Annotated in this window: 29 protein-coding genes; 10 read left to right on the forward strand and 19 right to left on the reverse strand. The window is 58.4% G+C overall.

The genetic code is table 11. From position 1 onward, the window contains the following. Nucleotides 1–34 precede the first annotated feature (34 nt). The 4 genes from GKZ67_RS01465 to GKZ67_RS01480 all read left to right on the forward strand — a co-directional run bounded on the left by GKZ67_RS01465 (nucleotide 35) and on the right by GKZ67_RS01480 (nucleotide 3,018). Nucleotides 35–1,192: a formimidoylglutamase gene (locus GKZ67_RS01465; protein WP_173240836.1), complete on the forward strand. Its 1,158-nt coding sequence runs from the start codon at nucleotides 35–37 to the stop codon at nucleotides 1,190–1,192. A gap of 52 nt (nucleotides 1,193–1,244) precedes the next feature. Beyond that, the gene (locus GKZ67_RS01470) at nucleotides 1,245–1,502 is read left to right on the forward strand and encodes a cytochrome b5 domain-containing protein (protein WP_151087533.1); all 258 of its coding nucleotides are present in this window, start codon (nucleotides 1,245–1,247) and stop codon (nucleotides 1,500–1,502) included. Nucleotides 1,503–1,529: 27 nt separating this feature from the next. Further along, nucleotides 1,530–2,327, forward strand: a complete 798-nt coding sequence (gene murQ / locus GKZ67_RS01475) for an N-acetylmuramic acid 6-phosphate etherase (protein ID WP_173240837.1) — start codon at nucleotides 1,530–1,532, stop codon at nucleotides 2,325–2,327. A gap of 124 nt (nucleotides 2,328–2,451) precedes the next feature. Next, nucleotides 2,452–3,018, forward strand: coding sequence for a hypothetical protein (locus tag GKZ67_RS01480; RefSeq protein WP_173240838.1), 567 nt, complete (start codon nucleotides 2,452–2,454; stop codon nucleotides 3,016–3,018). A gap of 77 nt (nucleotides 3,019–3,095) precedes the next feature. Here the strand turns inward: GKZ67_RS01480 and GKZ67_RS01485 are convergent, their stop codons facing one another. The 4 genes from GKZ67_RS01485 to era all read right to left on the reverse strand — a co-directional run bounded on the left by GKZ67_RS01485 (nucleotide 3,096) and on the right by era (nucleotide 6,316). Further along, entirely contained in the window at nucleotides 3,096–3,383 is a 288-nt protein-coding gene (locus GKZ67_RS01485; protein ID WP_173240839.1) for a hypothetical protein, read from the reverse strand. Nucleotides 3,384–3,643: 260 nt separating this feature from the next. Further along, nucleotides 3,644–3,865: a hypothetical protein gene (locus GKZ67_RS01490; protein WP_173240840.1), complete on the reverse strand. Its 222-nt coding sequence runs from the start codon at nucleotides 3,863–3,865 to the stop codon at nucleotides 3,644–3,646. 86 nt (nucleotides 3,866–3,951) lie between these two features. Next, nucleotides 3,952–5,271, reverse strand: coding sequence for a ribosome biogenesis GTPase Der (der, locus tag GKZ67_RS01495; protein WP_173240841.1), 1,320 nt, complete (start codon nucleotides 5,269–5,271; stop codon nucleotides 3,952–3,954). A 148-nt stretch (nucleotides 5,272–5,419) separates the two neighbouring features. Continuing rightward, nucleotides 5,420–6,316, reverse strand: coding sequence for a GTPase Era (gene era / locus GKZ67_RS01500; protein WP_173240842.1), 897 nt, complete (start codon nucleotides 6,314–6,316; stop codon nucleotides 5,420–5,422). 213 nt (nucleotides 6,317–6,529) lie between these two features. On the opposite strand from era, the gene hemH reads away from it, so the two are divergent. Further along, complete coding sequence (gene hemH / locus GKZ67_RS01505; protein WP_173240843.1) at nucleotides 6,530–7,567, forward strand: ferrochelatase; 1,038 nt, start codon at nucleotides 6,530–6,532, stop codon at nucleotides 7,565–7,567. Nucleotides 7,568–7,647: 80 nt separating this feature from the next. Here the strand turns inward: hemH and GKZ67_RS01510 are convergent, their stop codons facing one another. The 3 genes from GKZ67_RS01510 to GKZ67_RS01520 are packed head-to-tail and all read right to left on the reverse strand — an operon-like array spanning nucleotide 7,648 to nucleotide 8,503. Then, nucleotides 7,648–7,785, reverse strand: a complete 138-nt coding sequence (locus GKZ67_RS01510; protein WP_173240844.1) for a hypothetical protein — start codon at nucleotides 7,783–7,785, stop codon at nucleotides 7,648–7,650. Then, nucleotides 7,782–8,033 carry a PRC-barrel domain-containing protein gene (locus GKZ67_RS01515; protein WP_173240845.1) on the reverse strand — a complete coding sequence of 84 codons (252 nt, stop codon included), beginning with the start codon at nucleotides 8,031–8,033 and terminating at the stop codon, nucleotides 7,782–7,784. Before GKZ67_RS01515 ends, GKZ67_RS01510 begins: the two co-directional genes overlap by 4 nt. 11 nt (nucleotides 8,034–8,044) lie before the next feature. Then, nucleotides 8,045–8,503, reverse strand: a complete 459-nt coding sequence (locus GKZ67_RS01520; RefSeq protein ID WP_173240846.1) for a hypothetical protein — start codon at nucleotides 8,501–8,503, stop codon at nucleotides 8,045–8,047. Between the two features lie 286 nt (nucleotides 8,504–8,789). Between GKZ67_RS01520 and GKZ67_RS01525 the strand changes: the two genes are divergently transcribed. Then, nucleotides 8,790–9,821 carry a tellurite resistance/C4-dicarboxylate transporter family protein gene (locus GKZ67_RS01525; protein WP_173240847.1) on the forward strand — a complete coding sequence of 344 codons (1,032 nt, stop codon included), beginning with the start codon at nucleotides 8,790–8,792 and terminating at the stop codon, nucleotides 9,819–9,821. Here GKZ67_RS01525 and GKZ67_RS01530 read toward each other — a convergent pair. From GKZ67_RS01530 to GKZ67_RS01540, 4 genes are all read right to left on the reverse strand, one after another. Continuing rightward, nucleotides 9,818–10,276 carry a molybdopterin oxidoreductase gene (locus tag GKZ67_RS01530; protein WP_173240848.1) on the reverse strand — a complete coding sequence of 153 codons (459 nt, stop codon included), beginning with the start codon at nucleotides 10,274–10,276 and terminating at the stop codon, nucleotides 9,818–9,820. The genes GKZ67_RS01525 and GKZ67_RS01530 overlap by 4 nt on opposite strands. Nucleotides 10,277–10,287: 11 nt before the next feature. After that, nucleotides 10,288–11,907 (reverse strand): molybdopterin oxidoreductase family protein, encoded by a 1,620-nt coding sequence (locus GKZ67_RS01535; protein WP_254244999.1) that lies wholly within the window; start codon nucleotides 11,905–11,907, stop codon nucleotides 10,288–10,290. Next, a complete protein-coding gene (locus GKZ67_RS22890; RefSeq protein ID WP_254245000.1) occupies nucleotides 11,907–12,590 on the reverse strand; it encodes a molybdopterin-dependent oxidoreductase in 684 nt (227 codons plus the stop codon). Before GKZ67_RS22890 ends, GKZ67_RS01535 begins: the two co-directional genes overlap by 1 nt. Before the next feature lie 551 nt (nucleotides 12,591–13,141). Further along, nucleotides 13,142–14,125, reverse strand: a complete 984-nt coding sequence (locus GKZ67_RS01540; protein ID WP_173240849.1) for a hypothetical protein — start codon at nucleotides 14,123–14,125, stop codon at nucleotides 13,142–13,144. 117 nt (nucleotides 14,126–14,242) lie between these two features. On the opposite strand from GKZ67_RS01540, the gene uvrA reads away from it, so the two are divergent. From uvrA to GKZ67_RS01560, 4 genes are read left to right on the forward strand one after another with little or no spacing between them, the layout of a single operon-like run. Continuing rightward, on the forward strand, nucleotides 14,243–17,089 hold the full coding sequence (gene uvrA, locus GKZ67_RS01545) for an excinuclease ABC subunit UvrA (RefSeq protein WP_173240850.1): 2,847 nt from the start codon (nucleotides 14,243–14,245) through the stop codon (nucleotides 17,087–17,089). Nucleotides 17,090–17,133: 44 nt separating this feature from the next. Next, complete coding sequence (locus GKZ67_RS01550) at nucleotides 17,134–17,349, forward strand: hypothetical protein (RefSeq protein ID WP_173240851.1); 216 nt, start codon at nucleotides 17,134–17,136, stop codon at nucleotides 17,347–17,349. Continuing rightward, entirely contained in the window at nucleotides 17,349–17,750 is a 402-nt protein-coding gene (locus GKZ67_RS01555) for a type II toxin-antitoxin system VapC family toxin (RefSeq protein WP_173240852.1), read from the forward strand. The genes GKZ67_RS01550 and GKZ67_RS01555 overlap by 1 nt, the downstream gene beginning before the upstream one ends. Before the next feature lie 10 nt (nucleotides 17,751–17,760). Beyond that, nucleotides 17,761–18,156 (forward strand): hypothetical protein, encoded by a 396-nt coding sequence (locus GKZ67_RS01560; RefSeq protein WP_173240853.1) that lies wholly within the window; start codon nucleotides 17,761–17,763, stop codon nucleotides 18,154–18,156. 67 nt (nucleotides 18,157–18,223) lie between these two features. Here GKZ67_RS01560 and trpA read toward each other — a convergent pair whose 3' ends face one another. The 8 genes from trpA to GKZ67_RS01600 all read right to left on the reverse strand — a co-directional run bounded on the left by trpA (nucleotide 18,224) and on the right by GKZ67_RS01600 (nucleotide 26,196). Further along, nucleotides 18,224–19,015 carry a tryptophan synthase subunit alpha gene (gene trpA, locus GKZ67_RS01565; protein WP_173240854.1) on the reverse strand — a complete coding sequence of 264 codons (792 nt, stop codon included), beginning with the start codon at nucleotides 19,013–19,015 and terminating at the stop codon, nucleotides 18,224–18,226. A 34-nt stretch (nucleotides 19,016–19,049) separates the two neighbouring features. Beyond that, nucleotides 19,050–20,255: a tryptophan synthase subunit beta gene (gene trpB / locus GKZ67_RS01570; RefSeq protein WP_173240855.1), complete on the reverse strand. Its 1,206-nt coding sequence runs from the start codon at nucleotides 20,253–20,255 to the stop codon at nucleotides 19,050–19,052. Between the two features lie 39 nt (nucleotides 20,256–20,294). Further along, on the reverse strand, nucleotides 20,295–20,930 hold the full coding sequence (locus GKZ67_RS01575) for a phosphoribosylanthranilate isomerase (protein ID WP_254245304.1): 636 nt from the start codon (nucleotides 20,928–20,930) through the stop codon (nucleotides 20,295–20,297). A 6-nt stretch (nucleotides 20,931–20,936) separates the two neighbouring features. Continuing rightward, a complete protein-coding gene (gene trpC / locus GKZ67_RS01580; protein WP_173240857.1) occupies nucleotides 20,937–21,743 on the reverse strand; it encodes an indole-3-glycerol phosphate synthase TrpC in 807 nt (268 codons plus the stop codon). Nucleotides 21,744–21,801: 58 nt separating this feature from the next. After that, nucleotides 21,802–22,797, reverse strand: coding sequence for an anthranilate phosphoribosyltransferase (gene trpD / locus GKZ67_RS01585; protein WP_173240858.1), 996 nt, complete (start codon nucleotides 22,795–22,797; stop codon nucleotides 21,802–21,804). Between the two features lie 114 nt (nucleotides 22,798–22,911). Continuing rightward, nucleotides 22,912–23,484: an anthranilate synthase component II gene (locus GKZ67_RS01590; protein ID WP_173240859.1), complete on the reverse strand. Its 573-nt coding sequence runs from the start codon at nucleotides 23,482–23,484 to the stop codon at nucleotides 22,912–22,914. 134 nt (nucleotides 23,485–23,618) lie between these two features. After that, a complete protein-coding gene (locus tag GKZ67_RS01595) occupies nucleotides 23,619–25,061 on the reverse strand; it encodes an anthranilate synthase component I family protein (RefSeq protein WP_173240860.1) in 1,443 nt (480 codons plus the stop codon). A 298-nt stretch (nucleotides 25,062–25,359) separates the two neighbouring features. Continuing rightward, on the reverse strand, nucleotides 25,360–26,196 hold the full coding sequence (locus GKZ67_RS01600) for a S1 RNA-binding domain-containing protein (RefSeq protein ID WP_173240861.1): 837 nt from the start codon (nucleotides 26,194–26,196) through the stop codon (nucleotides 25,360–25,362). Between the last annotated feature and the right edge of the window lie 203 nt (nucleotides 26,197–26,399).

Raw genomic sequence — 26,399 nt, forward strand, 5'->3', positions numbered from 1 at the left:
TGCCGTGGCTCGCCATCGGCGGAAGCGCTTACTGATGAACCTGGCTCTCTTTTTTGACCCGCTGCCCGATGAGCTGACCGCGCCCGCAACGGTACCAACCAGTGTGGCTGCCTACGCTACGCGCTTTGCCGAAAACTTTCCTGACTGGCGCCACGCCGACCTGGCCATAATTGGTCTTGACGAGTGGCGCGGCACTATGGCCGGCCCGCCGCCGGCCGGCCGGCACGGGGCCAACTGCGTCCGGGAGCGCTTGTATCAGCTGCAGAAAGGCACCGGGCCGCTCCGGCTCGTGGACCTGGGCAACCTGCGCCCCGGGCTTAGCCTGGAAGATACCTACCAGCGCCTGCGCGAGGTGGTGGCGGCCCTGCTCGACGCCGGGACGGTGCCGCTGCTGCTCGGCGGCGGCCATGACCTCGACTGTGGTCAGTTCCTGGCTTACGAAGCAATGGGTCAGTCGATTAACTTCGCTGTGGTCGATTCGCGGCCCGATATGGCACGGCCCAGCGTGGGCACCCCAGCCGAAGAAAGCCACTTGCGCCGCCTACTCATGCACGAGCCCAACTTTGTGTTTAGCTGCGCACATCTTGCTCATCAGCAGTATCTTACTCCAACCGAAGTGCTGACGGCCTTCGAGAAGCTGCACTTCGAAACGATGAGCGTGGGTGAACTGCGAACCGACCGCCGCCTGGCCGAGCCGGTATTGCGCCAGGCCGATTTTGTGAGTATCGATATTGCAGCTATTCGCTGGCAGGATGCACCGGGCTACTACCCGGCCAGCCCGTTTGGCCTTAGTAATGAGGATGCTACCCAGCTGTGCTGGTACGCCGGCCACAACGCTCAGCTGTCCTCGCTGGGCCTTTATGGCTACCGGCCCAACCACGACCCACACGGCCTGGCCGCCGCCACGCTGGCTACCATGCTCTGGTACTTTATCGAAGGCTTTTACCACCGCAAGCCCGAAACCGGCTTTGGCACCTACCGCTTTCTTACTTATACCCTGGTGCTGCCCGGCACGCCCGCCGAGCTGGTGTTTTATAAGTCGCGCCGGGCCGATAAGTGGTGGATGCAGGTTGAAAGTATGGGCGACCAGACCGTGAAGCGCATCGTGCCCTGTACCCATCAGGACTATCTGCACGCGGCCCAGGGCGACCTGCCGCAGCGCTGGATTCGGACCCAGGCGCTCTTAGGGTAGTTAGCCCGAGTCAGTTAGCGGAAAGAAAATAAGCCTGCCAACAGAAAAACGAATGAGCCTGACAGCTGACCACGAACCGCCGGCAACGTACACCAGAAGCCAGCTGGCTTTGCGCAACGGCCAGGACCGCGCCGAGATATGGGTGGCGTACCAGGGGCGCATTTACGATGTGACCCGCTCACGACTCTGGCAGCGCGGCAATCACTACGAGCACTGGGCCGGCCAGGACCTCACGCAGGAGCTTGACAAAGATGCGCCGCACCTGGCAACGGTGTTTGATAAATTCAGCGTAGTAGGCTTGCTGAGATAAAATATATTTTATTTAAAATATAATCAGGTGACAACCGAAACCTCATCCGAGTACAACGACCTCGAAACCTTGTCCACCGCGACGCTGCTCGCTGGCATGAATCAGCTCGACCAGACGGTGCCGCTGGCCGTGCAAAAAGCGCTGCCGCAGATAGAGCAGCTCGTTGAAGCTATCGTAGGCCGGCTGCGCGCCGGTGGTCGTCTCTTTTACATCGGGGCCGGCACCAGCGGCCGGTTGGGTGTAGTAGATGCCTCCGAGTGCCCCCCTACGTTTGGAGTGCCCGCCGGGCTGGTCGTAGGCATTATTGCCGGCGGCGATGGCGCTATCCGGCAGGCTGTGGAGGGGGCGGAAGATAATGCCACCCAGGCCTGGCTTGATTTACAGCAGTTTGACATCAGCGAAAAGGATGTGCTGGTCGGCATCGCGGCCTCGGGGCGCACGCCCTACGTGATAGGGGGCTTGCAGGCTGCCCGGCAGGCAGGCCTGGCTACCGGGTGCGTGGTCTGTAATGCGGACTCGGCGGTAGCGGGTGCCAGCGAGTTTCCGGTAGAGGTCGTTACCGGTCCCGAGTTCATAACCGGCAGTACACGCCTCAAAGCCGGCACGGCTCAAAAGCTGGTACTCAATATGCTGACTACTGCCACCTTTATTCGTATGGGCCGGGTAAAAGGCAATAAGATGGTCGATATGCAGCTCAGCAACGACAAGCTGGTGGAGCGGGGCCAGCGGATGCTCATGGACGAGCTGGCCATTCCGGCGGCTGAAGCCGCGGCCCTGCTACAGGCACATGGCTCGGTACGGGCCGCACTCGACGCCCAGCAGTAGCTGATTGGCTCATAATAATTAGGCTTGAAAATCAGGCAGAAAGGCCGGCCCTCCCGGCCGGGTCCGAACGATTCGCCGCGCGCCGCGTTTTGCCGGGTGGCAGCCTCAATCGGCCTCTCTGACTATGCACACCATCGAACCGCACTACAACTGGATTGAGCAGTACTCGGCTGCCGAAGACTCCCGCTCGCCCCTGTTTGGCGCGGAATGCAGCCTCGATACGTTTAGTAATACCATTTATGGCTACTACATTCATCCGCAATGGGATAGCCTGGAATCGGACACCTTGTTCTTTAAGATTCTGTGGGCCGACTACGACGACGGGGCCGCTATTCTGGAGTTTATCGGCGAATGGAACGACGCCATTGAAAACGATATTAGGAGCCTCAAGCGCAACATCCTCGATGTGCTGGTGCATGAGGGCGTTCGGCGCTTTGTGCTTATCGGCGAAAACGTGTTTAATTTTCACGGTTCCGACGATAGCTATTACGAGGAATGGTTTGAGGATGTGGAAGATGGCTGGATTGCCGGTATCAACTTTCAGGAGCACGTGCGGCGCGAGATGGCGCAGTATAGTCTCGACCAGTACATCAACTTCGGGGGTACGCTCGACGACCTGCCGTGGCGTACCTATGAGCCGCGCCGGCTGGTTGAGGAAGTAGAAAGCGTATTACGCCACCGCCTTGGGTAGTGAGGTAGGCGGTGGCTAAAAATAAAGGGGAAGTCAGCTCCTGGCCGACTTCCCCTCACTAACACGGCTGCGAGCCGTTATTTTTTCTTGATTTTCTTTTCCTTCTTGGTAGACGTATCGCCGTCGCGGTCTTCTTTCTCGGCACCAGGGGCATCGGTCACGATGCGGCGCTGCTCAGCAACCGTACCCTTGTACACTTCCGGGCCGGTCTGCTTGCGCAGCTTGCGCTGCTTTTTCATTTCCTGTTTGCTCATAGGCGTCTGGCCCGGAGCAGTTTGCATAGTCGTAGTTTGCGTAGCCACTGTAGCAGTAGCGTAGGCGGCAGTAGCGCCAGTCAGCAGAGCTGCAAAAAGAATGTATTTCATGATGTAGTAGATGGATGCGGAAAGATAAGTAGCAAATTTCAGACCCGGTACACAAATCTTGGCCGCCAGAGTTTTATTCTGCGCACTTTTTTGCGTTATACGCCTGCAAAGGTGATAAGGTCATTTTAGCGGCCATTATTTTTCAAAAACAAGCGTTAAGTATAGCAAACGCGAGGTTTGCTCTGCAAATACAACTCGTAAAAAAAAGCTCTGCTTTCGAGCAGAGCTTTTTTAGTAAACCGGGTCAGGCCGGATACTACCTATTTTTTCTTGGTCGTATCAGCTTGCGATTTGATAGCATCGGCAGCATTTGCACCGGCTTTCTTGGTCGAGTCGGCCGAAGCTTCCATTTTAGCAGCATCAGCATTGGCGGCAGCCTGTACGGCATCGCCTTGCTTATCGGCAGCCTCTTCTTTTTTGCTGCTGCACGAAGTGAACGAAAGCGAAGCAGCGGCTACGGCAAGAAACAGTACTTTTTTCATGGTCAGGGGAAAGCTAAAGGTGTTTTTGGGCTTTAATACCCACCAATGGTTGAGGTAACCCAACGCGGACAAGAATAAGGTGAGTCTTATTTTTTGCGGAATGCCAGGCCAATCGGTACCCCCTTGAAATCGAAGTGCTCACGCAGGCGGTTTTCGAGGTAGCGGGCGTACGAATCGGGGATGTACTGCGGGAGGTTGCAGAAAAAGGCAAACACCGGATTGTGCGTAGGCAGCTGGGTAGCGTACTTGATGCGCACCATTTTACCCTTTTGAATGGGGGGCGGATATTTATCAATCTCCTTCAACATCACGTCGTTGAGCTGCGAAGTCGGGATTTTCTTGCGCTTGTTGCTATACACCTCCATAATAACCTCCAGGGCCTTGTGCACGCGCTGCTTGTTGAGCACCGAAATAAACAGCACCGGCGGGTAGGCAATGGGCGCAATTTTCTCCATAATCTTGGCCTCAAAGTCGCGGGCGGTATTCGTTTCCTTGCCCTCGATTAAGTCCCACTTATTCACCAAGATAACGATGCCCTTGCGGTTGCGGTCGGCCAGCGCGATGATGCTTACGTCCTGGGCCTCAATGCTGCGGCTGGCATCGAGCAAAATAACGCACACGTCGGACGCCTCCATGGCGCGCAGCGTGCGCATGTTGGAGTAAAACTCCACGTCTTCGTTAACGCGCGCCTTTCGGCGCAGGCCCGCCGTATCGACGAGCATAAACTCGTGGCCGAAAGCGCTGTACTTGGCTTCGATTGAGTCGCGGGTGGTGCCGGCTACGTCGGTTACAATGCTGCGCTCTTCGCCCAGCAACAGGTTGACAAACGATGACTTACCGACGTTGGGGCGGCCCAGAATAGCGATGCGCGGCAAGCCGGCATTAGGCTCTTCCTCGCCTACTTCGTCGAAGTGACTTACCACGGCGTCGAGCAGCTCGCCGGTGCCCGAGCCGTTCTGAGAGCTAATGGCAAACACTTCGGTATCGCCGAGGCCCAAGGCGTAGAACTCGCCCGAGCCCTGCGCCCGCAGGTTGGTATCGGCCTTATTGGCAACTAGGTAAATCGGCTTCTTGCTCTGGTAGCGGCGCAGCACGCCGGCAAATTCTTCATCCAGCCCGTGCAGGCCGGCGTCGGCATCGACCATGAACAGGATGACGTCGGCTTCGTCGATGGCCAGCTTTACCTGGCGGTTGATTTCGCTCTCGAAAATATCGTCCGAATTGTGGACGTAGCCGCCGGTATCGATGACGGTAAAGTTGTGGCCGGTCCAGTCGCCGTAGCCGTAGTGACGGTCGCGGGTTACCCCGCTCTGGTTGTCCATAATGGCCTGGCGGCGACCTACCAGCCGGTTGAACAGGGTGGACTTGCCCACGTTGGGGCGGCCCACTATTGCAATGGTATTCATGTAGTTGACTCCAGCCACCGGCCCGACCTTGGCGCGGCAGTACCCGGAGTAGTTAGGGTTAAAATGGTCGCTGTAGCGTGGACTCTGCGAGTCCGCGCGTGGGTTGTGTTGTCGTAGCTACGCGCGGACTCGCAGAGTCCACGCTACTTTACTGGTAGCCGAAACGGCTCAGCGCTTTGCTATCCGTGCGCCAGTTCTCGTTTACTTTGACGAATAATTCGAGGAACACTTTTTTCTGGAAAAACTTTTCCATTTCCTCGCGGGCCCAGGTGCCGACTTTCTTCAGCGCCTCACCTTTGGCCCCGATGATAATACCTTTCTGGCTGTTGCGCTCCACGTAGATAACGCCGCGAATACGAATGATATCATCATCTTCCTTAAACTCCTCAATGGTAACCTCGCAGCTGTAAGGAACTTCCTTTTTATAGAGCTTGAAGATTTTTTCGCGCACCATCTCGGCAGCAAAAAAGCGCTCGGGCTTGTCGGTTAGCTCATCTTTGGGATAATAGGGTGGGTGCAGGGGCAGCTTTTCGAGCACCAGTTCCAGAACGTGCTCGGTGCCAAAGGCATTGAGTGCCGAGATGGGCAGAATGTGCGTAGCGTTGGGCAGCTCCTCCTTCCAGAAGGCCAGCTTGGCTTCGACATCGGCCTGGTCGGCCTGGTCTATCTTGTTGACCAGCACAATAATGGGCGTGTCTTCCGTTTTGCGCAGGCGCTCGATAACGGGCTCTTCATCGTGTTTTTCGTATATATCAGTTACGAAGAGAATGACGTCGGCATCTTCCAGCGACGAGTATACAAAGGCCATCATGGCGTTGTGGAGCTCGTACTTGGGCTGAATAATGCCGGGCGTGTCGGAATAGATAAGCTGAAAATCAGCGCCGTTGAGAATGCCCAGGATGCGGTGGCGCGTCGTTTGGGCCTTGCTCGTGACGATGCTCAGGCGCTCGCCTACCAGGGCATTCATCAGCGTGGACTTGCCCACGTTGGGCTTGCCGATGATGCTGACGAAGCCGGCACGGTGAGGCTGAGTTTCAGGATTCACGATGGATAGAGTTGATTTTGAGGCCGCAAAGGTACGACGCCAAGCCGCGACTAGCAGCCAATGACTAAATACTAGCGATTTTTGCGGGCATATTGTAGCCTAAACGCATGGTTTTTGGTTTAAGCTTCAAGTTAACTTAAACTGCCCGCCTACAGCTGAGCCGGAGCTGCTAAAGCCCTGGTCAGTAGCCACTGAGCATTAGTCACTATTTAAATGTCTACCCCTACCCGCCGCATTGGCCTTTTGCTGGTAAACCTTGGCACGCCCGACTCGCCCCAGACCGGCGACGTGCGCCGCTATCTCAATGAGTTTCTGACCGATGGCCGCGTGGTGGATATGCCGGCGGCCGTGCGCTACCCGCTTTTTCAGGGCTTGGTAGTGCCGCTGCGCGCCCCCAAGTCAGCCAAGATTTATCAGCAGCTGTGGGACGCCGACCGGGGCTCACCGCTGCTCTTTCATGGCCTCGACCTGAAGGCGGCGGTGCAGCGCGAGCTGGGCGATGACTACGTAGTGGCGTTTGGCATGCGCTACCAGAAGCCCAGCATTGAGCAGGCGCTCGAAGAGCTGCGGCAGGCGGCCGTCGACCGGATTATTGTGCTGCCGTTGTTTCCGCAGTACGCATCGGCCAGCACGGGCTCGGTGCAGGAAAAAGTGATGGATATTGTAAAAGACTGGTGGGTAGTGCCTAGCATCAACTTCATTAGCCAGTTTGCCACTGAGCCGGGCTTTATTGCCAGCATTGTGGCGCGGGGCCGGGCCGCCATGGCCGAGCGCTCATTCGACCACGTCGTATTAAGCTACCACGGCATACCCGAGCGGCATGTGAAGAAAGGCGACCCAACCAACTACTGCCAATTTGGAGCGTGCTGCAACTCGCTGACGCCGGCCAATCAGTATTGCTACCGGGCGCAGTGCTTCGCCACCTCGCGGCTGGTGGCGGCGGGCCTGGGCCTGCGCGATGACCAGTACACCGTGACTTTCCAGAGCCGCCTGCAAAGCCGCCTGCGAGACCCCTGGCTGAAGCCCTACACCGACGAAGTACTCAAGGAGTTTCCGGCAAAAGGCATCAAGAGCGTACTGGCTTTCTCGCCGGCCTTTGTGGCCGACTGCCTCGAAACGACCATTGAAGTAGGCATGGAGTTTCGCGAGCTGTTCGAAGAAAACGGCGGCGAGCACTGGCAGCTGGTACCCTCGCTCAACTCGGAGCCGTACTGGGTGACAGCCGTAGCCGACATGGTGCGAAATAACTAACCGCTTTATAATAAATAATAAAAAAGAGTGTCGTACTGCCGGTTAGCAGCACGACACTCTTTTTTATTGTAAGTCAGACTTTAAACGGCCAGCGCCCGCAGCATGGCGTCTTCGAGGTCGGGCGGCAACATAAAATCGACGAAAGGCGGGTAGCTATGCACGGTATCCCGGCTCAGTGCCGTGACGAATACGTTGCTGCCTTCGGTATCGAGGTTCACGGCCGAAAGGGGCAGCAAAATGCGTCGGTCGGCGTGGGGCCGGGCGGCGGCACGCCGGGCAGTCCCTCTGCCAGCTGCACATTCAAATAAAGTACCCGTTGCGAAACGGGGTCTACCAGCAGCTCCTGCACGGTGCCAAAGGCGTGGCCGTCGCGGCCACGCACGGGCCAGCCGCGCGGGTCGGGGTCGCCGGTAGCCATTTCGAAGTTGGGCAGGTCGCGCAGGCGACGTAAAATAGGAGACGGCATATAGTTGGGTTTCAAAGCTGCTTGCCGGCGGGCTCGCTCACGGCTTGCAGCAGGCTGGCCAGCTGGGCGAGGTAGGCGCGGTTTTGGGTTTGCTCGGCAGGGGTGGCATCGCGTCCTAAAAGCCGGCCGGCCTGCCGCACGAGGTCGTTGGCCGAAGTATCGAGGTTAGGATATGCTTTTTGCTGCACCGCCAGCAGCAGGTTAGCCGCTGCTACCAGGCCGGGGCGCAGGCCGGCCCGCGGGTCGCCATCGGCCAGCCGGGCGGTGGCGCTGGTGAAGTTGTCGCGCTGCTCCCGCACGGTGGCATCGTCGCGCAGGTCGGCGCGGTCGGCCAGCTGGGTAAGCTGCGGGCTCAGCTGCAGCAAGGCTGCGCGGGCCTCGCTGCCGGGTGCGGTCGTAGCCGAGTCGGTGGCCGGCATGGGGACAGCGCGGGCGTTGGTGGTATCCGGAGCCAGGCTGTCGGCAGGCATGGGTGGCGGCCCCATTTCCGTTTTGTTCGGGGCAGGCTCGTCGGCCGGGCGGGGCGCAGGAAGAAGTAGGCGGCGGCAGCCAGCAGCAGCAGCGCCACGGCTACCAGCAGCCAGGGCTAGGAGATGACTTTTTGGGTTGAATCCGAAGCTCGGCCATAGAAAAAGGAAAAGGCTGCTCCGCTTTACGCGGCGCGGCAAAAAGTAGTTAGCCCGCCAGCCGCCAATACCAGCCGCGCCCGCTCACGTACAGCCGATAGTTCTTTCTTCTAAGGTTGATGCTCTTGCTATGAAGCGTACGATTCAGCAATTTCCGCCCGTATATTTTGCCCTGGTGATGTCAACGGGTATTATCTCGCTGGCCGCCCAGGCCCAGCAGCTGACCGCACTGGCTACTGGCCTCTTCTACGTCAATCTGGTGGCCTACCCGGTGTTGCTGGCGCTGCTGGTGTTGCGGCTAATGCTTTTCCCTAGAGAGTGCTGGGTTGCGCTGACCTCGCACAAAGACGGCCCAGCCTTTTTGGCGCTGGTGCCGGCCACGGCGCTGCTGGGCAGCCAGTTTGTGGTGCTGGCCACCAACCGCCTTATAGGTAGCCTACTGTGGCTGTTGGCGTTAATTACCTGGCTGTTAGTTAGCTACTCCTTCATGCTGGGCGTTAGCCTCAAAAAAGAAAAACCCACTCTGGAACAGGGCCTGACCGGCAGCTGGCTGCTGCTGGTAGTAGCCACCGAATCGCTAGCCGTGCTGGGAGCCTTGCTGCTGCCCACCGCCGGTATTGCTGCTGATGTGGCCATGGTGGGCATACTGGGGCTGTTCCTGCTGGGTAGCGTGTTGTATGTGCTGCTCATTACCCTCATTTTTTACCGCCTCACCTTCCTGCCCCTCGGTGATGAAGAAGTAGGGGCGGCCTACTGGATAAGCGTGGGTGCCAGCGCCATTGTTGTGCTGGCGGGCACTGGCGTCGTCGCCGCCATGCAGCACACCCGGGCCCTGGCCGAGCTGCTGCCGTTCGTGAAAGGCTACTGCGTATTGTTTTGGGCGATGAGTACGTGGTGGCTGCCAGTGGTGGCTGCGCTGCGGCTCTGGAACCACTACACTACCCGCCCGGCCTTTGCTTACAGCCCAAACTACTGGAGCATGGTTTTCCCGCTGGGTATGTACACAGCTGCCACCGGGAAGCTTGCGCAGAGCTTGCCAGTAGCGGCGTTACATGTAGTGCCACAGTATTTTATCTATCTATCGCTGGCTGCCTGGGTGCTCACGTTTGGCGGCATGCTCTACCACTTTATGGCCAGCGCCAAGTCTCCGCAGCAGAATTAGTCTGCCACGAGCAGAGTTTGTGGGGCAGCCTGCTTGATGCGGCTAAGCAGCCATTCGGTTTGGCGCTTGGTGCGGGCAGCGCAGTAGGCATGCGCAGCCTTCAGGTCTTCGTCGCGCAGCCCTAGCGCCGCTTGCGCAATCACCGTCCAGCAGAGCTGCACTTCCTGCGTAAGCAGCCAGAGGTCATGCAAATCGCGCAGCAGCGCCAGGCTGCCGCTGCGCTTTTTCGAGAATAAGTCGCGGCGCAGGTCTTTAGGTTCGTCGTTTTTATCTTCCGAATACTTTTCAACAAAGGCCTGCACCTTGCCGTGGTGCTCGCGCGACCAGGCCGAGAACTTGGCGCACATGTGTTCAATATCGACTTCGTCGCGGTGTTTCTCCGATACGTGCTCGAAGGCGTCGCAGAGCTGCTTTTCACTATTTTCAAGCAGGCCGAGGTAATTGCCGAGATGCATAGGGTAAGAGATTAAGCGATGACTTTGCGAATCCGCACGGCGGCATACTTGTAGTGGGGCTGCTTACTAACCGGGTCCCACTCGGTCAGAGTCAGCTCGTTGGCGGCGCGGGGGCGGCCGGGCTTGTCCCAGTAGCCGTAGTGGAAGGGGATGAACACCAGGCCGGGCTCGATGTCGCCCACGCGGGCGGGCTCCAGCACGCGGCCCCGGCGCGAAGTCACCTCAACCATATCGCCATCGGCAATGCCGTAGCGGACGGCATCTTCGGTGGCTAGCTGCACGTAGCTGTCGGGCGCAGCGTCGTTCAGGGCTTTCGAGCGGCCCGTTTTGGTGCGGGTGTGGAAGTGGTACACCAGGCGGCCCGTGGTCAGCCAGAGGGGGTAGGACTCATCGGGTACTTCGTGGGGCGCCTCATAGTCAACGCCTTTCAGGAAGGCTTTGCCTTTCGGGTCAATCAGCTTGTAGTCGTCCTGCGTGTAGGCCGCCCCAGTTTCCAGGTCGTGGCCGTAGGCTTCGCAGTTATCAATTTGGGTGTTGAATACGCCGTCGGTGTAGATGCGCTCACTGCCGTTAGGATGCTCTTCGTTGCAAGGCCACTGAATGCCCGAGCCCTCGCTCAGCTTGGCGTAGCTCATGCCAGTGTAGTCGCAGGGCCGGCCTTTGGTGCATTTCTTCCAGGCCTCGAAGGCATCTTCCGGGGTTTGCCAGGTGCTGGTGAGCAGCGGCGACCCGTCCTGGCCCCGGAAATCCATGCGCCGCGAGTAGTCCACGAAGATATCGAAGTCGGAGCGCGCTTCGCCGGGCGGATTGATGGCCTTATGCGAGATATGTACCGTGCGGTCGACGTTGGTAAAGCAGCCGGTTTTTTCGCCCCAGATGGCGGCGGGCAGCACCACGTCGGCATACTTGGTAGTTTCGGTCGGGAAGGCGTCCTGCGCAATCACAAACAGGTCTTCCTTCTCGATAGTCTTGCGGACGCGGTCCAGCTCGGGCAGCGACACCAGCGGGTTGGTGCCGCTAATCCAGAGCATCTTGATGGAGCCGCTTTCGCAGTAGCGCCAGATTTGCATGGCGTGGGTGGGCGGCGACCAGTGCGGAATCTGGTCGGGATGCACGTTCCACAGGTCGGCCAGTTGCTGAATGTGCTCCAGGTTGCCCCAGTTGCGGAAGGCCGGCAGGTCGCCGTCGGCGCCGCACTCGCGGGTGTTCTGGGCGGTGGGCTGCCCGTTCATCTGGTAAATGCCCGCGCCGGGTTTGCCAATCAGCCCCCGCAGCAGGTGCAGGTTGTTGATTTGCACCGCCGTCGCCGTGGCCTGCATCGACTGATACACGCCCTGCAAGGCCGTTGACACCAGCGTTTTGCACGTGCCCAGGATAACTGCCGCCTCGCGCAGCTTATTAGCCGGCACGCCCGTCAGGCGCTCCACGCGCTCGGGTGTCCACTTATCCACTACTTTCTTCAGCTCCTCGAAGCCCACCGTGTGCGCCTCGATGTAGGCCGGGTCGATGTGACCAGCCTCGATGAGGAGGCGCAGCAGCCCGTTCAGCACCGGAATGTTGGTACCCACGCGGGGTGCCAGGTGTACGGTAGCCTTTTCGGCGGTGTAGGTGACGCGCGGGTCAATAACCACTAGGCTGGGGGATTGGGCCCCGCCAGCCGGTCCAGAATGCGGGCCCAAAGTACCGTTTGCTGCGAGGCCATGTTGTGGCCCACCAGCAGCACGGCCTCGGTGGTGTCGAGGTCGGTGTAGGAGCCCGGCTGCCCATCTGTGCCAAACGACACTTTGAGCGCGGCGGCGGCCGTGGCCGTACACAGGCGCGTGTTGCCGTCCATGTGCGGCGTGCCCAGCCCGGCCTTGCCTACAATGGCCAGGGCATAATATTCTTCCAAGAACAGCTGCCCCGAGGTATAAAAGCCAATGGCGCCGCTGGTATGCTCCTTGATAATCTGCTTGGACTTGCTGACAATCAGCTCCATGGCCTCCTCCCAGGTAGCATCCTCGAGCTTGCCGTTGCGCCGAATCTGGGGCTTGGTGAGGCGGTCGGGGCTATGGTTGGCGACCCAGCCATTCAGCCCTTTCGGGCCCAGGCGGCCATGGTTGATGCGGTCCACCGCCCGGCCCCTTACCCCCACGATACGACCGTCTTTTACGCCAATGTCCATGCCACAGCCATTCGAGCAAAGCACGCAGGCCGATTGCACCCAGTGGTCGGGCGTTTCGGTGGTCTGCTCGTCTACGCGTACTGGCCAGTGACCGGTGTAGCCCGTGCGTGGCCCCCAAATATCCTGAATACTGTCGCGGCTTTGTTCCATAAGTAGGGCTAAGGATACGGGCACCAGCACTGGTTGAAGCTGCTACCCGTGGTGGGAGTACTGAGTAGACTTACTACGCTCATTACGCCGCCTTTGGATAATGAGGCTGCGCAGAAATTTTGATTTTTTATAGCCTTTCCAATGTTATTCGCAGCTTTTCAGGGCGTAAGGAAACGAATGGTTGACGTTAAAACCAACCTATGCTGGCGCAGTAAGAGGTAGGTTAAATAGTGGCGGTCTACACTTTTTCGCAACGCGTACCAGGCAAGCAGGTCAGTTTGCCTGGGTGCTTTTAGCGCGCTGGTCGTTACGAATAATCGCCCAAAATGCCAACGCGTCGAACGCCGGATTTTAGGTTGATGTTGCCCACTCGGGCTGCAGGGCCGAGGAGCAGTAGTAGCGCAGTTTTCAGGTTGGAGTACGGCTTGAGCGTAGCGGGCTGCCGGGGTTGAGCCGGCTGTCCGCTCGTCGGGCGCGCCACCTGTTTTTATCAAGAGCTGGCAGCCAGTCAACCCCGACAGCCCGCCCCGTACCCTAACCTGGAAACCGCGCTAGTTGCCAAATGCTATGCCTGGCTCTGGATCCGATTTGCTTTTCGGCAGCAATTGAAATAAGTACAAAGCATTTATAAGGCAAGATGCCGCGCTGTAATTGGTATAGATAAAAGCCGGCTTGCCTTGATAGATAACCGAGGTAAAGCTTAATCCTGAGGTAGGCTGCTCCCACCGAATTAAGGCGGTTTTTTTGCCCGCTTTGTCTGGTAATGGTAGTGATAAGTCGGGGCGCGAGCGTAATACTAATTCACTGGCTTGTATTAGAATGTCTTTCCAGTTTTTTAGTTGATGCTCCGTTCCATCGGGCAGGCGCAGCCACTGCGGCTTGCCTAGCTGCTTGGCAGGGTCAGTCAGGTCAACCGAGAGCGGATAGTACTTCTTAGCCTGGCCTGACGCTAAAGCCTTGATAGGTTGGCGCGGCTGAGGCTTGGTGCTAGGCGAAGCAAGAGCGGTATTGGCAGCGGAGGCTACGATAGGAACTGGGTTAAGGCCGTGCCCGCTGTGAGCGGCATCGAGTAACTGAAGCAATTGCAGGGCCGCCGCGAGCAGGTTATCGGAGCGCAGCTCAATAGTTGAGGTAGGCTCGTAGTGTGAATGGCCGGGTGAGTAGCAGTGCCAGTTTAGCCCATCGGTGATGAAAAACGAAACGGGCTTCAACGAAAAGGCATAGCCGATGAGCGCCCCCACGTGGCCCAGCTTGTCAAGACTTTCGCCCAGCTTCTTCGCCTCTACTACCGACTGAATAGCGCCGGTTGGGCCTTTCAATACATAATCCAGCGACTGCTTGTTTTCGACGGTGCGCTCGGGCTCCACCATGCGTACATCGGCGGTGTCCCAGCCCAGCGCCCGCAGTACCGGGTCGATGAGGGCGGCGCGGGTGGCTGCTTCGTTTTTGCTGAGGAGCGCGTGGTTTTGGTGGGCTTGGTGGCAAACGTTGGCCAGGGTGGCGACCAGCGCAGCGAGCGGGCTAGGGGTGGGCATAAAGGAAAAGCAGGTAGAGTCGGTTCACAATGATAAAGCCGGCTGCGGACCCGCGCCAGGCCCCACCTTTGTGCCACCGCCGAAACCTTCCGCCCTATTTGCGCGGTTAGTCAGTTTATGTCCGACAATTCCGCTCTGCAAGTGGCCGCCCCGGCCCACGACGAAATCGACCACCTCGACCCGCGCCAGTTTATTGTTATCAAAAACGCGCGCGTCCATAACCTCAAAAACCTGAGCGTAGCCCTGCCGCGCAACAAGTTTATCGTCGTCACGGGCCTTTCGGGTTCAGGCAAGTCGAGCCTGGCTTTTGATACGCTTTATGCTGAAGGCCAGCGCATGTACGTGGAAAGCCTGAGCAGCTACGCCCGGCAGTTTCTGGGCCGCATGGACAAGCCCGATGTGGATTACATTCGGGGCATCTCGCCGGCCATCGCCATCGAGCAGAAAGTCAGCATCAAGAACAACCGCTCGACGGTCGGCACCAGCACGGAGATTTATGATTATTTGAAGCTGCTGTTTGCCCGTGTGGGCCGCACGTATTCGCCCGTGAGTGGGGAGCAGGTGCGCAAGGACAGCGTGACGGATGTGGTCGATTATTTATTCAGCTTGCCGGCCGATACGCGCGTAACCATTCTGGCCCCGCTGCTGCGTACCGAACCCGGCCGGCCCATGAGCAAGGAGCTGGATTTGCTGTTGCAGAAAGGCTACGGTCGCGTAGTGCTGGCTAATGGTGAGAATGCTTTTATTGAGGACCTTATCGGCGAGGGCAAGCCGGAGGTAGCAGGAGATATCTATATCCTGATTGACCGCTCGGCCGTGCAGCACGGCGACGAAGACTTGTACTTTCGGCTGTCGGACTCGGTGCAGACGGCCTTCTTCGAGGGCCACGGTACCTGCCTTGTAAAGCTTGACAATGAGACGCGCACTTTCTCGGATAAGTTTGAGCTGGATGGAATGGTGTTTGAGGAGCCGAGTGTTAACTTCTTCTCCTTCAACAACTCGTACGGCGCCTGCCATACCTGCGAAGGCTTTGGCTCCGTGCTGGGCATCGACGAGGATTTGGTAATTCCCGACAAAAGCATGACGGTGTATGAAGGTGCCATCGCACCCTGGCGCACCGAGAAGCAGAGCGAGTGGCTGAAGCCGCTGCTCAAGAATGGTATTCGGTTCGATTTCCCCATTCATCGCCCCTACAACGACCTGAGTGCCGCCGAGCAGCGCCTGCTATGGACTGGTAATAAATACTTTGAAGGACTGGACGCATACTTTAAATGGGTAGCAGAGCAAACCCATAAAATTCAGTACCGGGTGCTGCAAAGCCGTTACCGGGGCCGCACGGTATGCCCCGACTGCCGCGGCACGCGCCTGCGCAAGGACGCGCAGTACGTAACAATTGACGGCCGCAGCATCACCGATTTAGTATTGCTGCCCATTACGCAGGCCTTGGATTTTTTCCGGAACTTAAGTCTGCCCGAGCACGAGCAGAAGGTGGCCGACCGCCTGCTGGCCGAAATTACCAACCGCCTCGGCTACCTCGACCGGGTAGGCCTGGGCTATCTCACTCTCAACCGCCTGAGCAACACACTGAGTGGGGGCGAAAGCCAGCGCATCTCGCTGGCCACTTCGCTGGGCTCGGCGCTGGTGGGCTCCATGTACGTGCTCGATGAACCCAGCATTGGCCTGCATCCGAAAGATGCCGAGCAGCTGATTGGCGTATTGCGCTCGCTGCAAGAGCTGGGCAACACGGTGGTGGTGGTAGAGCACGAGGAGAAAATGATGGAGGCCGCCGACCAGATTATTGATATCGGTCCCGAAGCCGGCAGCGGCGGCGGCCATCTCATGTTTCAGGGCACCTACGCCGAGCTGCTGCAAGACACCGAAACCTACACCGGCAAATACCTCAGCGGCCAGCTCGAAGTGGCGGTGCCGGCTGTGCGCCGGCCCTGGCGCAACGCGCTAGAGCTGACCGGTGCCCGCGAAAACAACCTTAAGAATGTGAGTGTCAAGATTCCGCTGGGCGTGATGACGGTGGTGACCGGCGTATCGGGCTCGGGCAAATCGACGCTCATCCGGCGCATTCTGGCCCCGGCGCTGATGAAGCAGCTGGGCGGCGGCGCGGGCGAAACTACGGGCAAGTTTGATAAGCTGCTGGGAGTGAATGGCCAGGTAACGCACGTCGAGTTTGTGGACCAGAATCCCATTGGGAAATCGTCGCGCTCCAACCCGGTGACCTACGTAAAGGCCTACGACACCATTCGGACGCTGTTTTCGGAGCAGCCGCTGGCCAAGGCGCGGGGCTACAAGCCTTCACATTTCTCGTTTAATGTGGAAGGCGGGCGCTGCGAAGTATGCCAGGGCGAGGGCCAGGTCAAAATCGAGATGCAGTTTATGGCCGATATCTACCTGACCTGCGAAAGCTGCGGCGGCCACAAATTCAAGCAGGATATTCTGGAAATTAAATTCCAGGAGAAGAATATTTACGAGGTGCTGGACCTGACGGTCGAAGATGCCGTCGAGTTCTTCAAAAGCCAGCCTAAAGTAGCCGAGCGTCTGCAGCCGTTGCTCAACGTGGGCCTGGGCTACATCCGCCTGGGGCAGTCGGCCAATACGCTTTCGGGCGGTGAGGCCCAGCGCGTAAAGCTGGCCAGCTTCCTTACCAAAGGCGCTACGTTGCAGCAGGATAAAATTCTGTTCATCTTCGATGAGCCGAGCACTGGATTGCATTTTCACGATATAGCCAAATTGCTAGGTGCCCTGAACGCGCTGGTGGAGCAGGGCAACTCGGTGCTCATTATCGAGCACAACATGGACATTATCAAGTGTGCCGACTGGCTCATCGACCTCGGCCCGGAAGGTGGAATCAATGGCGGGCACCTACTCTTCGAAGGCACGCCCGAGCAGCTGGTGAAGCTTAAGGATACCAACCATACGGCACGGTTTCTGGCGGAGAAAGTAGTGGGGTAAGTATAGCGGAAATGAAGTAAATTGCCCATCTAAATCAACCCGCCATGATTACTGACGAAAAGCGGAAGGCCGTGCTGACTGCAATTGAGCAAGCGCAGGATGAGGTAGCTTTTAATAAAATAGCGGCCTTAGTAGAGGAGCTGCTTGCCCCGGCAAAGCGGAAAGCTGGTTTCCTCCAGGGGTCGGTAGTATATCAGGATGCCAACTGGGATGCTTCCTTACCGGATGCTGCTTGGTCGCATAATCAGCCGCAATCGTAGTGCCGGCCCGCCTGTTGCTAGATGCGCATGCCCTGGTTTGGTATGCGGATAACTCGCTGCTATTGCCCGAAGCTTTGCGGCATGAGCTGGATGATGTGCAAAACGAGTGCGTAGTGAGTATCGCTTCTTTTTGGGAGCTGGCAACCTTGACCAATCTGGGTAGGATAACGTTGCTGCCAGATTTGGCTACCTTGCTTGCGCAAGTGCGGGCAAATGGCTTTCGAATACTTCCCCTTGAAGACGCACACTTGGTTTGCTATGCGGCCCTGCCCCAAGTACTCAACCACCGCGACCCCTTCGACCGCCTGCTCATTGCCCAGGCCCCGAGTGAAGACCTGACTCTAATCAGCCGCGACAATAAGTTTGCCCAATACCCCGGCCTGAAAGTGCGGTGGAACTAAACAGCCAGCTATGAAGCCTAAATACCTTGCCCTTGCGGCGCTGGCCCTGCTACTTGGCTGGTTTGTCTACGACTCCTTCAGCCAGCCGGGCGTGGGAGACCTGAAGGGTAATTTTCAGGAAGCTGCTCTTTACCGCAACGAGAATAATACGGGTCCCATCGTGCGCGTGTATGCCGTAACGGTGTCTGACACGCTGTGGCGCGAGATGCGGCAGTATGGCGATTTTATGCCTTACACGAAGTATGGTAATACCAAGGTGTATTTCTTCCGTCAGGGGCAACCGGTGCCGAAATCCGTGCGGCCCGGCAGCGTAAATTTCGATGCCGAATTCGACCGCTACTGCTTGGCGAAGTACGAGAAGGAAGTGATGGGCAACGTCACGTTTGCGCGTTATCCGTTGCGGTGAGCGTAGCGCAAAAAGCCCGTCGTGCGGCACGCAGTGACGGGCTTTGGAGAATGAGCAGTTGTAACAACTACGCCAGCACCGGCCGGATGCCGGCCACAAAGTCGTGGATGGCGGCGGTGCGCTCGCCGGCCGGGGTTTGTTGCAAGAGCCGGATAAACGCGCTGCCAATGATAGCGCCGGTGGTGTGCCGGCTGGCCGCCGCAAAGCTGGCCGCGTCGCTGATGCCGAAGCCCACGAGCGTGGGGTTGCGCAAACCCAGCTCCTTGGTGCGACTTAAGTAGGCATCCACGTCAGCATTCATATCGGTTTGGGCGCCGGTAGTGCCGGCGGCGGCCACAAGGTAGATAAAGCCATCGGCCAGGGCGTCGAGTTGGCGCACGCGGGCGGCGCTGGTTTGTGGCGTCACGAGGAAAACTACCTTCAGGCCGTATTCGGCGAATAGTGGGCGGTACTCCCGCTCGTACACTTCGAGCGGGAGGTCGGGCAGAATTACCCCATCAATGCCTACGGCCTGGCAGTGCTGGCAGAATTTCTCCACGCCAAACTGCACTACCGGGTTGAGGTAGCCCATAAGCAGGATAGGAACCGTAATTCCTTGCTGGCGAATGTCTTGTAACTGTTCAAAAAGCTTGCCGACGGTCATGCCGTTTTCGAGGGCCTGCTGGTTGCTGCGCTGAATGGTTTCGCCATCGGCCACCGGGTCGGAGTAAGGCATGCCGATTTCCACGAGGTCGGCCCCGGCCTCCTGCAGGGCCCGCAACACGGGCACCGTATCGTTGAGCTGCGGAAAGCCGGCGGTGAAATAGACGTTGAGCACGTCGGCGGTTTTGTGCTGAAAGAGGTTGGTAAGGCGGTTCATGGCTGAATAGCGCGAAGCTTCGCGCTGAAAAACGTTAAGAATATTCCTCCAGGTGCTTGGTGTAGGTAGCCAGGTCTTTATCGCCGCGGCCCGAGAGGCACACCACCACTACGTCGTCCTTTTTGGCACCGATGAGCGGCAGGCAGGCCAGGGCGTGCGCCGTTTCCAGGGCCGGAATAATACCTTCGAGCCGGCTGAGCTGGAACGCGGCATCGAGCGCCGCTTTATCGGTAATTGACATAAACTCGGCGCGGCCCGTGGCAAACAGCTGCGCATGCTGCGGCCCGATGCCGGGGTAGTCGAGGCCCGCCGAAATGGAATAAGGCTCCGTCACCTGCCCGTCCTCGGTTTGCATCAGAATAGTGCTGGCCCCGTGCAGGATACCGGGCTTGCCCAGCGCGGTAGTGGCGGCCGAGTGGCCGGTATCGACGCCCTGGCCAGCGGCCTCGGCGGCAATCAGGCGCACACTGGGCTCGTCGAGGTAGTGGTAAAACGCGCCCGCCGCGTTGGAGCCGCCGCCTACGCAGGCTAATACAAAGTCGGGGGTGGCGCGGCCGGTCTGGTGCAGCAGCTGGCGAATAATCTCGGCCGAAATCACCGACTGAAACCGGGAAACCATATCGGGGTAGGGGTGCGGCCCCACTACCGAGCCGATGATGTAGTGCGTATCGGTCGGGTTGCTAATCCAGTGGCGCATCGCCTCATTGGTGGCGTCTTTCAGAGTCTGGCTGCCGCTGCGGGCGGGCACTACCTGGGCCCCGAGCATGCGCATGCGGTCCACGTTGGGGCGCTGGCGCTCGATATCCACGGCGCCCATGTACACGATGCACTCTAGGCCCATGAGGGCGCACACAGTGGCCGTGGCTACCCCGTGCTGACCAGCGCCGGTTTCGGCCACGATGCGGCGCTTGCCCAGGCGCTTGGCCACCAGAATCTGCCCGATGGTATTGTTGATTTTGTGCGCGCCGGTATGGCACAGGTCCTCGCGCTTCAAGTATATTGTAGTGCCAATATGTGCTGACAGCCGCTCTGCCAGAAACAGCGGCGTCGGCCGCCCTACGTAGTCGGTCAGCAGCTGGGTAAACTCGCGCTGAAAACCGGGTTCTTCGATGATGCGCAGGTAGTTATCGCGCAGCTCTTCCACGTTCGGGTACAGCATTTCGGGCACGTAGGCCCCGCCAAAGGTGCCGTAGTAGCCAGCCGCATCGACGCGGTAGGGGGAGGGAGCGGTAAGCGTCATAATTCAGTTAGCAGTTGATAGTGAGCAAGTAGCAGTTAATTAAGTAGTCGGCGACTCATGCAGGCGGGCCAGCAGGTTGCAGGTAGCTACGGTGTCTTTCCGGCCCGGCGCACTTTCCAGCTTGCTATTAAAATCATAGCCAGCCAGCTGCGGATGCTGAAAGTCGAGTAGCGCGGCGGCATTGCCGGGCCCCAGGCCGCCACTCAGCAAAAAGGGGGTAGCGCCGTGGTAATTGGCTAGCACCCGCCAATCAAACGCCACGCCGTTGCCGCCGGGGTGCGCGCCTTTGGTATCAAACAGGAAGTAGTCGCAGAAGGGTGCATACTCAGCCAATATGCTGAAATCAAAGCTTTCATCTATTGAAAAAGCCTTGATAATGTGCAGGTAGTTCTGCTTGGCCGCGTGGCAATAAGCCGGTTCTTCGTGGCCGTGCAGCTGTACATAGTCGAGGCCGTAGCGGGTAGCCGTAATCAGCAGCTCCGAAAGCGGCGCATCGACAAACACGCCCACCTTGCGTACGGCCGCCGGCAAGCTGCGCAGCTCTTCCGGCCGGAGGCTGTCGCCCATGTAGCGGGCCGATTTAGAGTAGAAGATAAATCCCAGAAAATCAGGATTTAAATCGGCTATGTCCCGCAGGTTGGCCGCCTCGCGCATACCACAGATTTTAACTTGCATCACAGCCTAAGAAACTGAAACGGGAGCAGATAGTTCGGCCACCAGGCCAGTCAGCGCCGCCGCCGGGTCGGAAGTCTTCATAAATGTTTCGCCAATAAGAAAGCCCTGGTAGCCAGCCTGGCGCAATGCCCGAATGGTGCTGGCGTGCTGCAAGCCGCTTTCGGCTACCCGTACGAAGTGGCTGGGAATGAGGGCCGCCAGCCGCGCCGACGTATCCACATCGGTGGCAAAGGTGGCCAGATTGCGGTTATTCACGCCCACCAAATCGACCGAGTCGGTGAGGTGGCTGCGCAGCTCGTTTTCGTCATGCACTTCAAGTAGCACTTCCAGCCCCAGCGTGTGGGCAAACCGGCTGAATTGAACAACCTGAGCCGGCGTGAGGCAGGAGGCAATGAGCAGCACTAAATCGGCTCCAAGCGCCCGCGCCTCGGTTATTTGATACTCGCTGATAATGAAATCCTTGCGTAGAATTGGTGTGCTTGGGCAGGCGGTTCGTGCCGCTTGCAGGTCGGCAGGCGTGCCGCCAAAAAACGGCTCGTCGGTGAGTACCGACAGCACGGCAGCGCCTGCCGCTGCGTAGCCGGCCGTGGTAGCAGCCGCCTCGGCCGTGCCGTTGATGATACCCTTTGAAGGCGAGCGCCGCTTAAATTCAGCAATGATGCCAGTGGAGCCGGCCACCGTAAGCGCGGCCCGCGCCGACAGCACCGGGCGCGTGAACAGCGACATTCTTTCCAGCGCGGCCACCGGCATTTCGGCTTCGCGCCGGGCTACTTCTTGGCGCTTCTCAGCAACTATTTTATCGAGGATAGTCATGTTAATCTTTCATTTAGCATGCTTCGCTCAGCATGAAGGTTTCGTTGAGAGCCTTTGCTTAGGTAGAAGCCAATAATTTCTCAAAAGCCTGCCGGGCCCGGCCACTGTCCAGCGACTCGGCGGCCAGTGCCAGGCCTTCGGCGGCGTTGGCGGCGCGGCCGGCCGTGCGCAGGGCCAGCGCGGCATTGGCCAGCACGGCGTTGCGGTGGGCGGCCGGAGCTTCGTTGCGAAGCACGCGCTGAAAAATATGCGCTGCCTCGGCCACCGTATCGCCGCCAAATAATTCTTCGGGCGTAGTGGCGGGCAAACCCAGGTCGGCGGGCGAAAGCAGCTCCTCACCCTGCCGGCTGATGAGCTTCACGGGCCCCGTCAGCGACACCTCATCATACCCATCGAGACTGTGCACAATGAGAAATTCGCGCCCGGCCTCCTGCTGATGCAGGTAAGCGTAGAGCCGTGCCAGCTCCAGGCTGAACACGCCCACCAGCTGCAAGCGTGGCCGGGCCGGGTTCACGAGTGGCCCCAACATATTAAAAAAGGTCTTAACGCCCAGCTCTTTGCGAAGCGACGCCACGTTTTTCAAGGCCGGATGAAATAGCGGCGCGTGCAAAAAGCAGATATTGGCCTCGTCGAGCTGGCGCCGGAGCGCATCGTTATCGGCCGTAAACTTTACGCCCATGTGCTCCAGCACCGTGCTGCTGCCGCTGATACTTGACACGCCGTGGTTGCCGTGCTTGGCCACCGGCTGGCCCGCGCCAGCCACCACAAACGCCGATAAAGTGGAGATATTGAAGGTATTGCGGCCATCGCCGCCAGTGCCGCACACATCCATCGCATCGATGCCACCCAGGTCGACGGGGCGGCACAGCTCCAGCAGCGCGTTGCGGAAGCCAGCGAGCTCCTCCACCGTCACGCTGCGCATGAGGTACACGGTGAGGAAGGCAGCAATCTGCGCGGGGTTATATAGGCCTTGCGCTATACCAAGCACCACGCGGTGCGCCTCTTCCTGGGGTAGCGTGCGATAGGCAAACAGGTGGTTGAGAGTGTCTTTCACTCGTAAATGTGAAAATGTAAATGATAGGAAAATGTGAAAACGACTAAGCTAAACTGCTGTGGGAAATACTGATTTGCGAATCAGCCCTTTTCACATTCTCCCACATTTTTACATTTAATTTTTTATCCAATTAGCCAGCATGGTTTTGCCATGCTCCGTCAGTACCGACTCGGGGTGAAACTGCACGCCCAGCACATCGTAGTCGCGGTGGGCGAGGGCCAGCACCTGGCCGTTTTCATCGAGCGCCGTGATGCGTAGCTCGGCCGGCACGCCCTCGGGCGAGATGGTCCAGGAATGATAGCGGCCTACGCGCACGTTGGCTGGCACCTCGTTAAAAAGCCGGTTGGCCGCCGCAGCCGGCGTCTGGTGCAGCGTGTGGGCCACGCCGTGGTGCACTTCGCCCAGGTTAGTGAGCTGGCCGCCAAAAGCTTCGCCAATGGCCTGGTGGCCCAGGCACACCCCTAAAATATGTTTGGTCGGCGCGTAGCGCTTTATCAGCTCGGGCATAATGCCGGCTTCGCTCGGAATGCCCGGGCCCGGCGACAGCAGAATGTGCGAGTACTTATCGACCTCCTCCAGGCTGATTTTATCATTGCGAAATACGTCCACTTCCTGGCCCAGCTCGCGCAGCATGTACACGAGGTTGTAGGTGAAGGAGTCGTAGTTGTCGAGAACAAGAATGGGCATTGCCGTAAGCTGTTATTTTTTAGAACGTCATGCTGAGCTTGCCGAAGCATCTCGCTCGTATTCGTTGAACGGTTTTATTACTACCCCATGCGAGATGCTTCGGCAGCTCAGCATGACGTTCTTTTCGGTTTGAATTACACCTTTTCGGCCTGTCGCAAGGCCGCGCGCAGCGCGCCCAGCTTGTTGTGTACCTCCTGCAACTCACTCTCAGGCACCGACTTGGCTACCACGCCCGCGCCGGCCTGGTAATAGAGCGTATTGTCTTTGCTGAGGAAAGTGCGAATCATGATGGCGTGGTTGAAGTCGCCGCCAAAGTCTAGCGCGCCAATGCAGCCGCCATAAAAGCCGCGCTGCGTGCTTTCGTACTCATCAATGAGCTGGATGGCGCGGTACTTGGGCGCGCCCGATAGGGTGCCGGCCGGGAAAGTTTCACCCACTACATCTAGCGGCTCGGTATCGGCACCTAGCTGGCCTACTACCTTAGAAACCAGGTGAATAACATGCGAATAGTACTGAATTTCCTTGAACCGCTCAACAGCTACCACGTCGCAGCGGCGACTGAGGTCGTTGCGGGCCAGGTCCACGAGCATCACGTGCTCGGCGGTTTCCTTGGGGTCGTCGAGCAGCTGCTGCGCCAAGTGGGCGTCGGCCGCGTCGTCGCCGGTGCGGCGGAAGGTGCCCGCGATGGGGTAAAGCACGGCCTGTCCTTTATTAATAACTATCTGCGATTCGGGCGAGGAGCCGAATATTTTATAGCTGCCATAGTCGAAATAAAACAGGTAAGGCGAGGGGTTGAGCGAGCGTAGGGCCCGGTACACATTAAACTCATCGCCCTGAAACCCTTGCTGAAAGCGCCGCGAGAGCACAATCTGAAACACGTCGCCGCGCTGGCAGTGGTGCTGGCCCAGACGAATCAGTTCCAGGTACTCGGCATCAGTCGCATTAGAGCTTTCCTGGCCCGTGAGGTGGAAGCCGTGGGTGGCGAAATTCCGATTTTGAATAAGCGTCTCGATATGGTCGAGTGTATCAGCAGTCGGCTCTTCGCCGTCATTCAAATACTGATGCTCAAACAAATACAGCTCGTCCTTGAAGTGGTTGATGGCGATAATGTAGCGAAACGCCTGGTACACGATGGCCGGCACCGTGCTGGCGGCGGGCTTGTCGCGCAGCTCCACGTCCTCAAAATACTGCACCGCCTCATAAGCCATGTGCCCAAACAGCCCATTGGTAATAAACGGTAAGCCCGACGGCTCGGCTGGCCGGAAGCTACTCCGGAACTCGCGCAACTCGGTTAGCGCCAGGCGTGGGTCGGGCAGCGTGGTAGTGCTGGCCGGCTGGCCGGGGCGCTGGGTGGTCAGCTGGTTTTTATCCAGCTCAAAGCGCGCTACCGGGCTAAAGCAGAGGTACGAAAAGCTATTGTTATTACCATGATAATCAGAGCTTTCAAGTAACAGCGTGCCCACAAACTGGTCGCGCAGCCGCAGGTACAGGCTCACCGGCGTCAGGGTATCGGCCAGCAGGCGGCGGTGCCGGCTGTGAACGATAGTGGAGGTAGAAGTTGCGGTAGCGGCCAACATGGCAAAGGGACGGGTAGAAATACTGGAACAACAAAAAAGCCCGCTGCGGTGAGCAGCGGGCTTGGAGAATCTCTAGGGGTTCAACCAACTATATATGCCTAATGCTCAGCCTCTTGGGAAGGTTGAGTGCCACCAGCTTTGCGAAACGGTTGCGAAGAAAGACATGGGTTATAGTCGGTTTGCGGGGGCAAAGAAACGACGCTTTTTTGAAAAAGCAAATTCTTTAGCTGAAAATTTTGCTTGTTGCTCAGCTGGACAGTCTGCCGGCACTGCGAGCTAAGTGCTGCAAGCGCCTAAGCTAATCGACAGATGCTAAGCGGGTTTCCTCGGGGCCAAGCTCTACCAAACCTTGCTTATAAAGTGAGCCCAGCGCCTTCTTAAATACCTTTTTACTCATGCCCAGGCGGCGGTACACGTCATCGGCCAGGCTTTTGTCGCCGAGCGGCAAGCGGCCGTCGGGGCGGGCTCTGACGGCCGCCAGCACCGTGGCGGCGGCAGTACCCACCTCGTCGTAGCCGGGCTGGCCCAGGCGCACGTCGAGCTTGCCATCGGGGCGAATCTGCCGCAAGTGGCCGGGCAGCAGCTCCCCAATTCGCAGCGGCCTAAATACCTCATTCTGATAAAGTAAGCCAGCGTGCGTGCCGTTTACAATAACCGAGTAGCCCAGCGGGGTTTCTTCGGCGATGAGTATTTGCACGGGCGTGTTTTCCGCGCCCTCAAACGGCTCAGGACTCAGAAACTGCTGCCACTTGGCCGAGGCCACGAGGCGGTCGGTGGCTTCATCGAGGTACACATACACGAGCACGCGGTCGCCCACGCGCACGGCCTGGCGCTGGTTGGCGTGGGGCAGCAGCAAATCTTTTTCGAGGCCCCAATCAAGGAACGCGCCGGCCGCGCTCACGTCGCGCACGGTGAGGGCGGCAAAGCTATCAACTACCGCCAGCGGCTCCAGGGTGGTGGCAATGAGGCGGTCCTCGGAGTCGCGGTACACGAATACCCGAATCACATCGCCGACGTGCGCGCCCACCGGCCGGTACTTCTCGGGTAGCAGCAGGTCGCCATCATCGCTGGTAAGGTAGAAGCCAATGCTGACTTCGCGGGCTATTTCGAGGTCGTTAAAATCACCGAGGCGCATGGGAGGAAGAGAAATAAAAAACAAAGTTGCGCGTAAAAACCCAGTGCCCGGCGCTACTGCCCCGTGGCGGATACCAAACCGGATTACAGCCTGCCGGCTACCAGCGCACCGGATAAGCGCTGATACACCAGCTTCATCAGTTACAAAATAGGTTATAATTAAAACATATAAATTTAATATATTATATAAAATGAATTATTCCA

This window comes from Hymenobacter sp. BRD67, from assembly GCF_013256425.1.
Lineage (GTDB): Bacteria > Bacteroidota > Bacteroidia > Cytophagales > Hymenobacteraceae > Hymenobacter.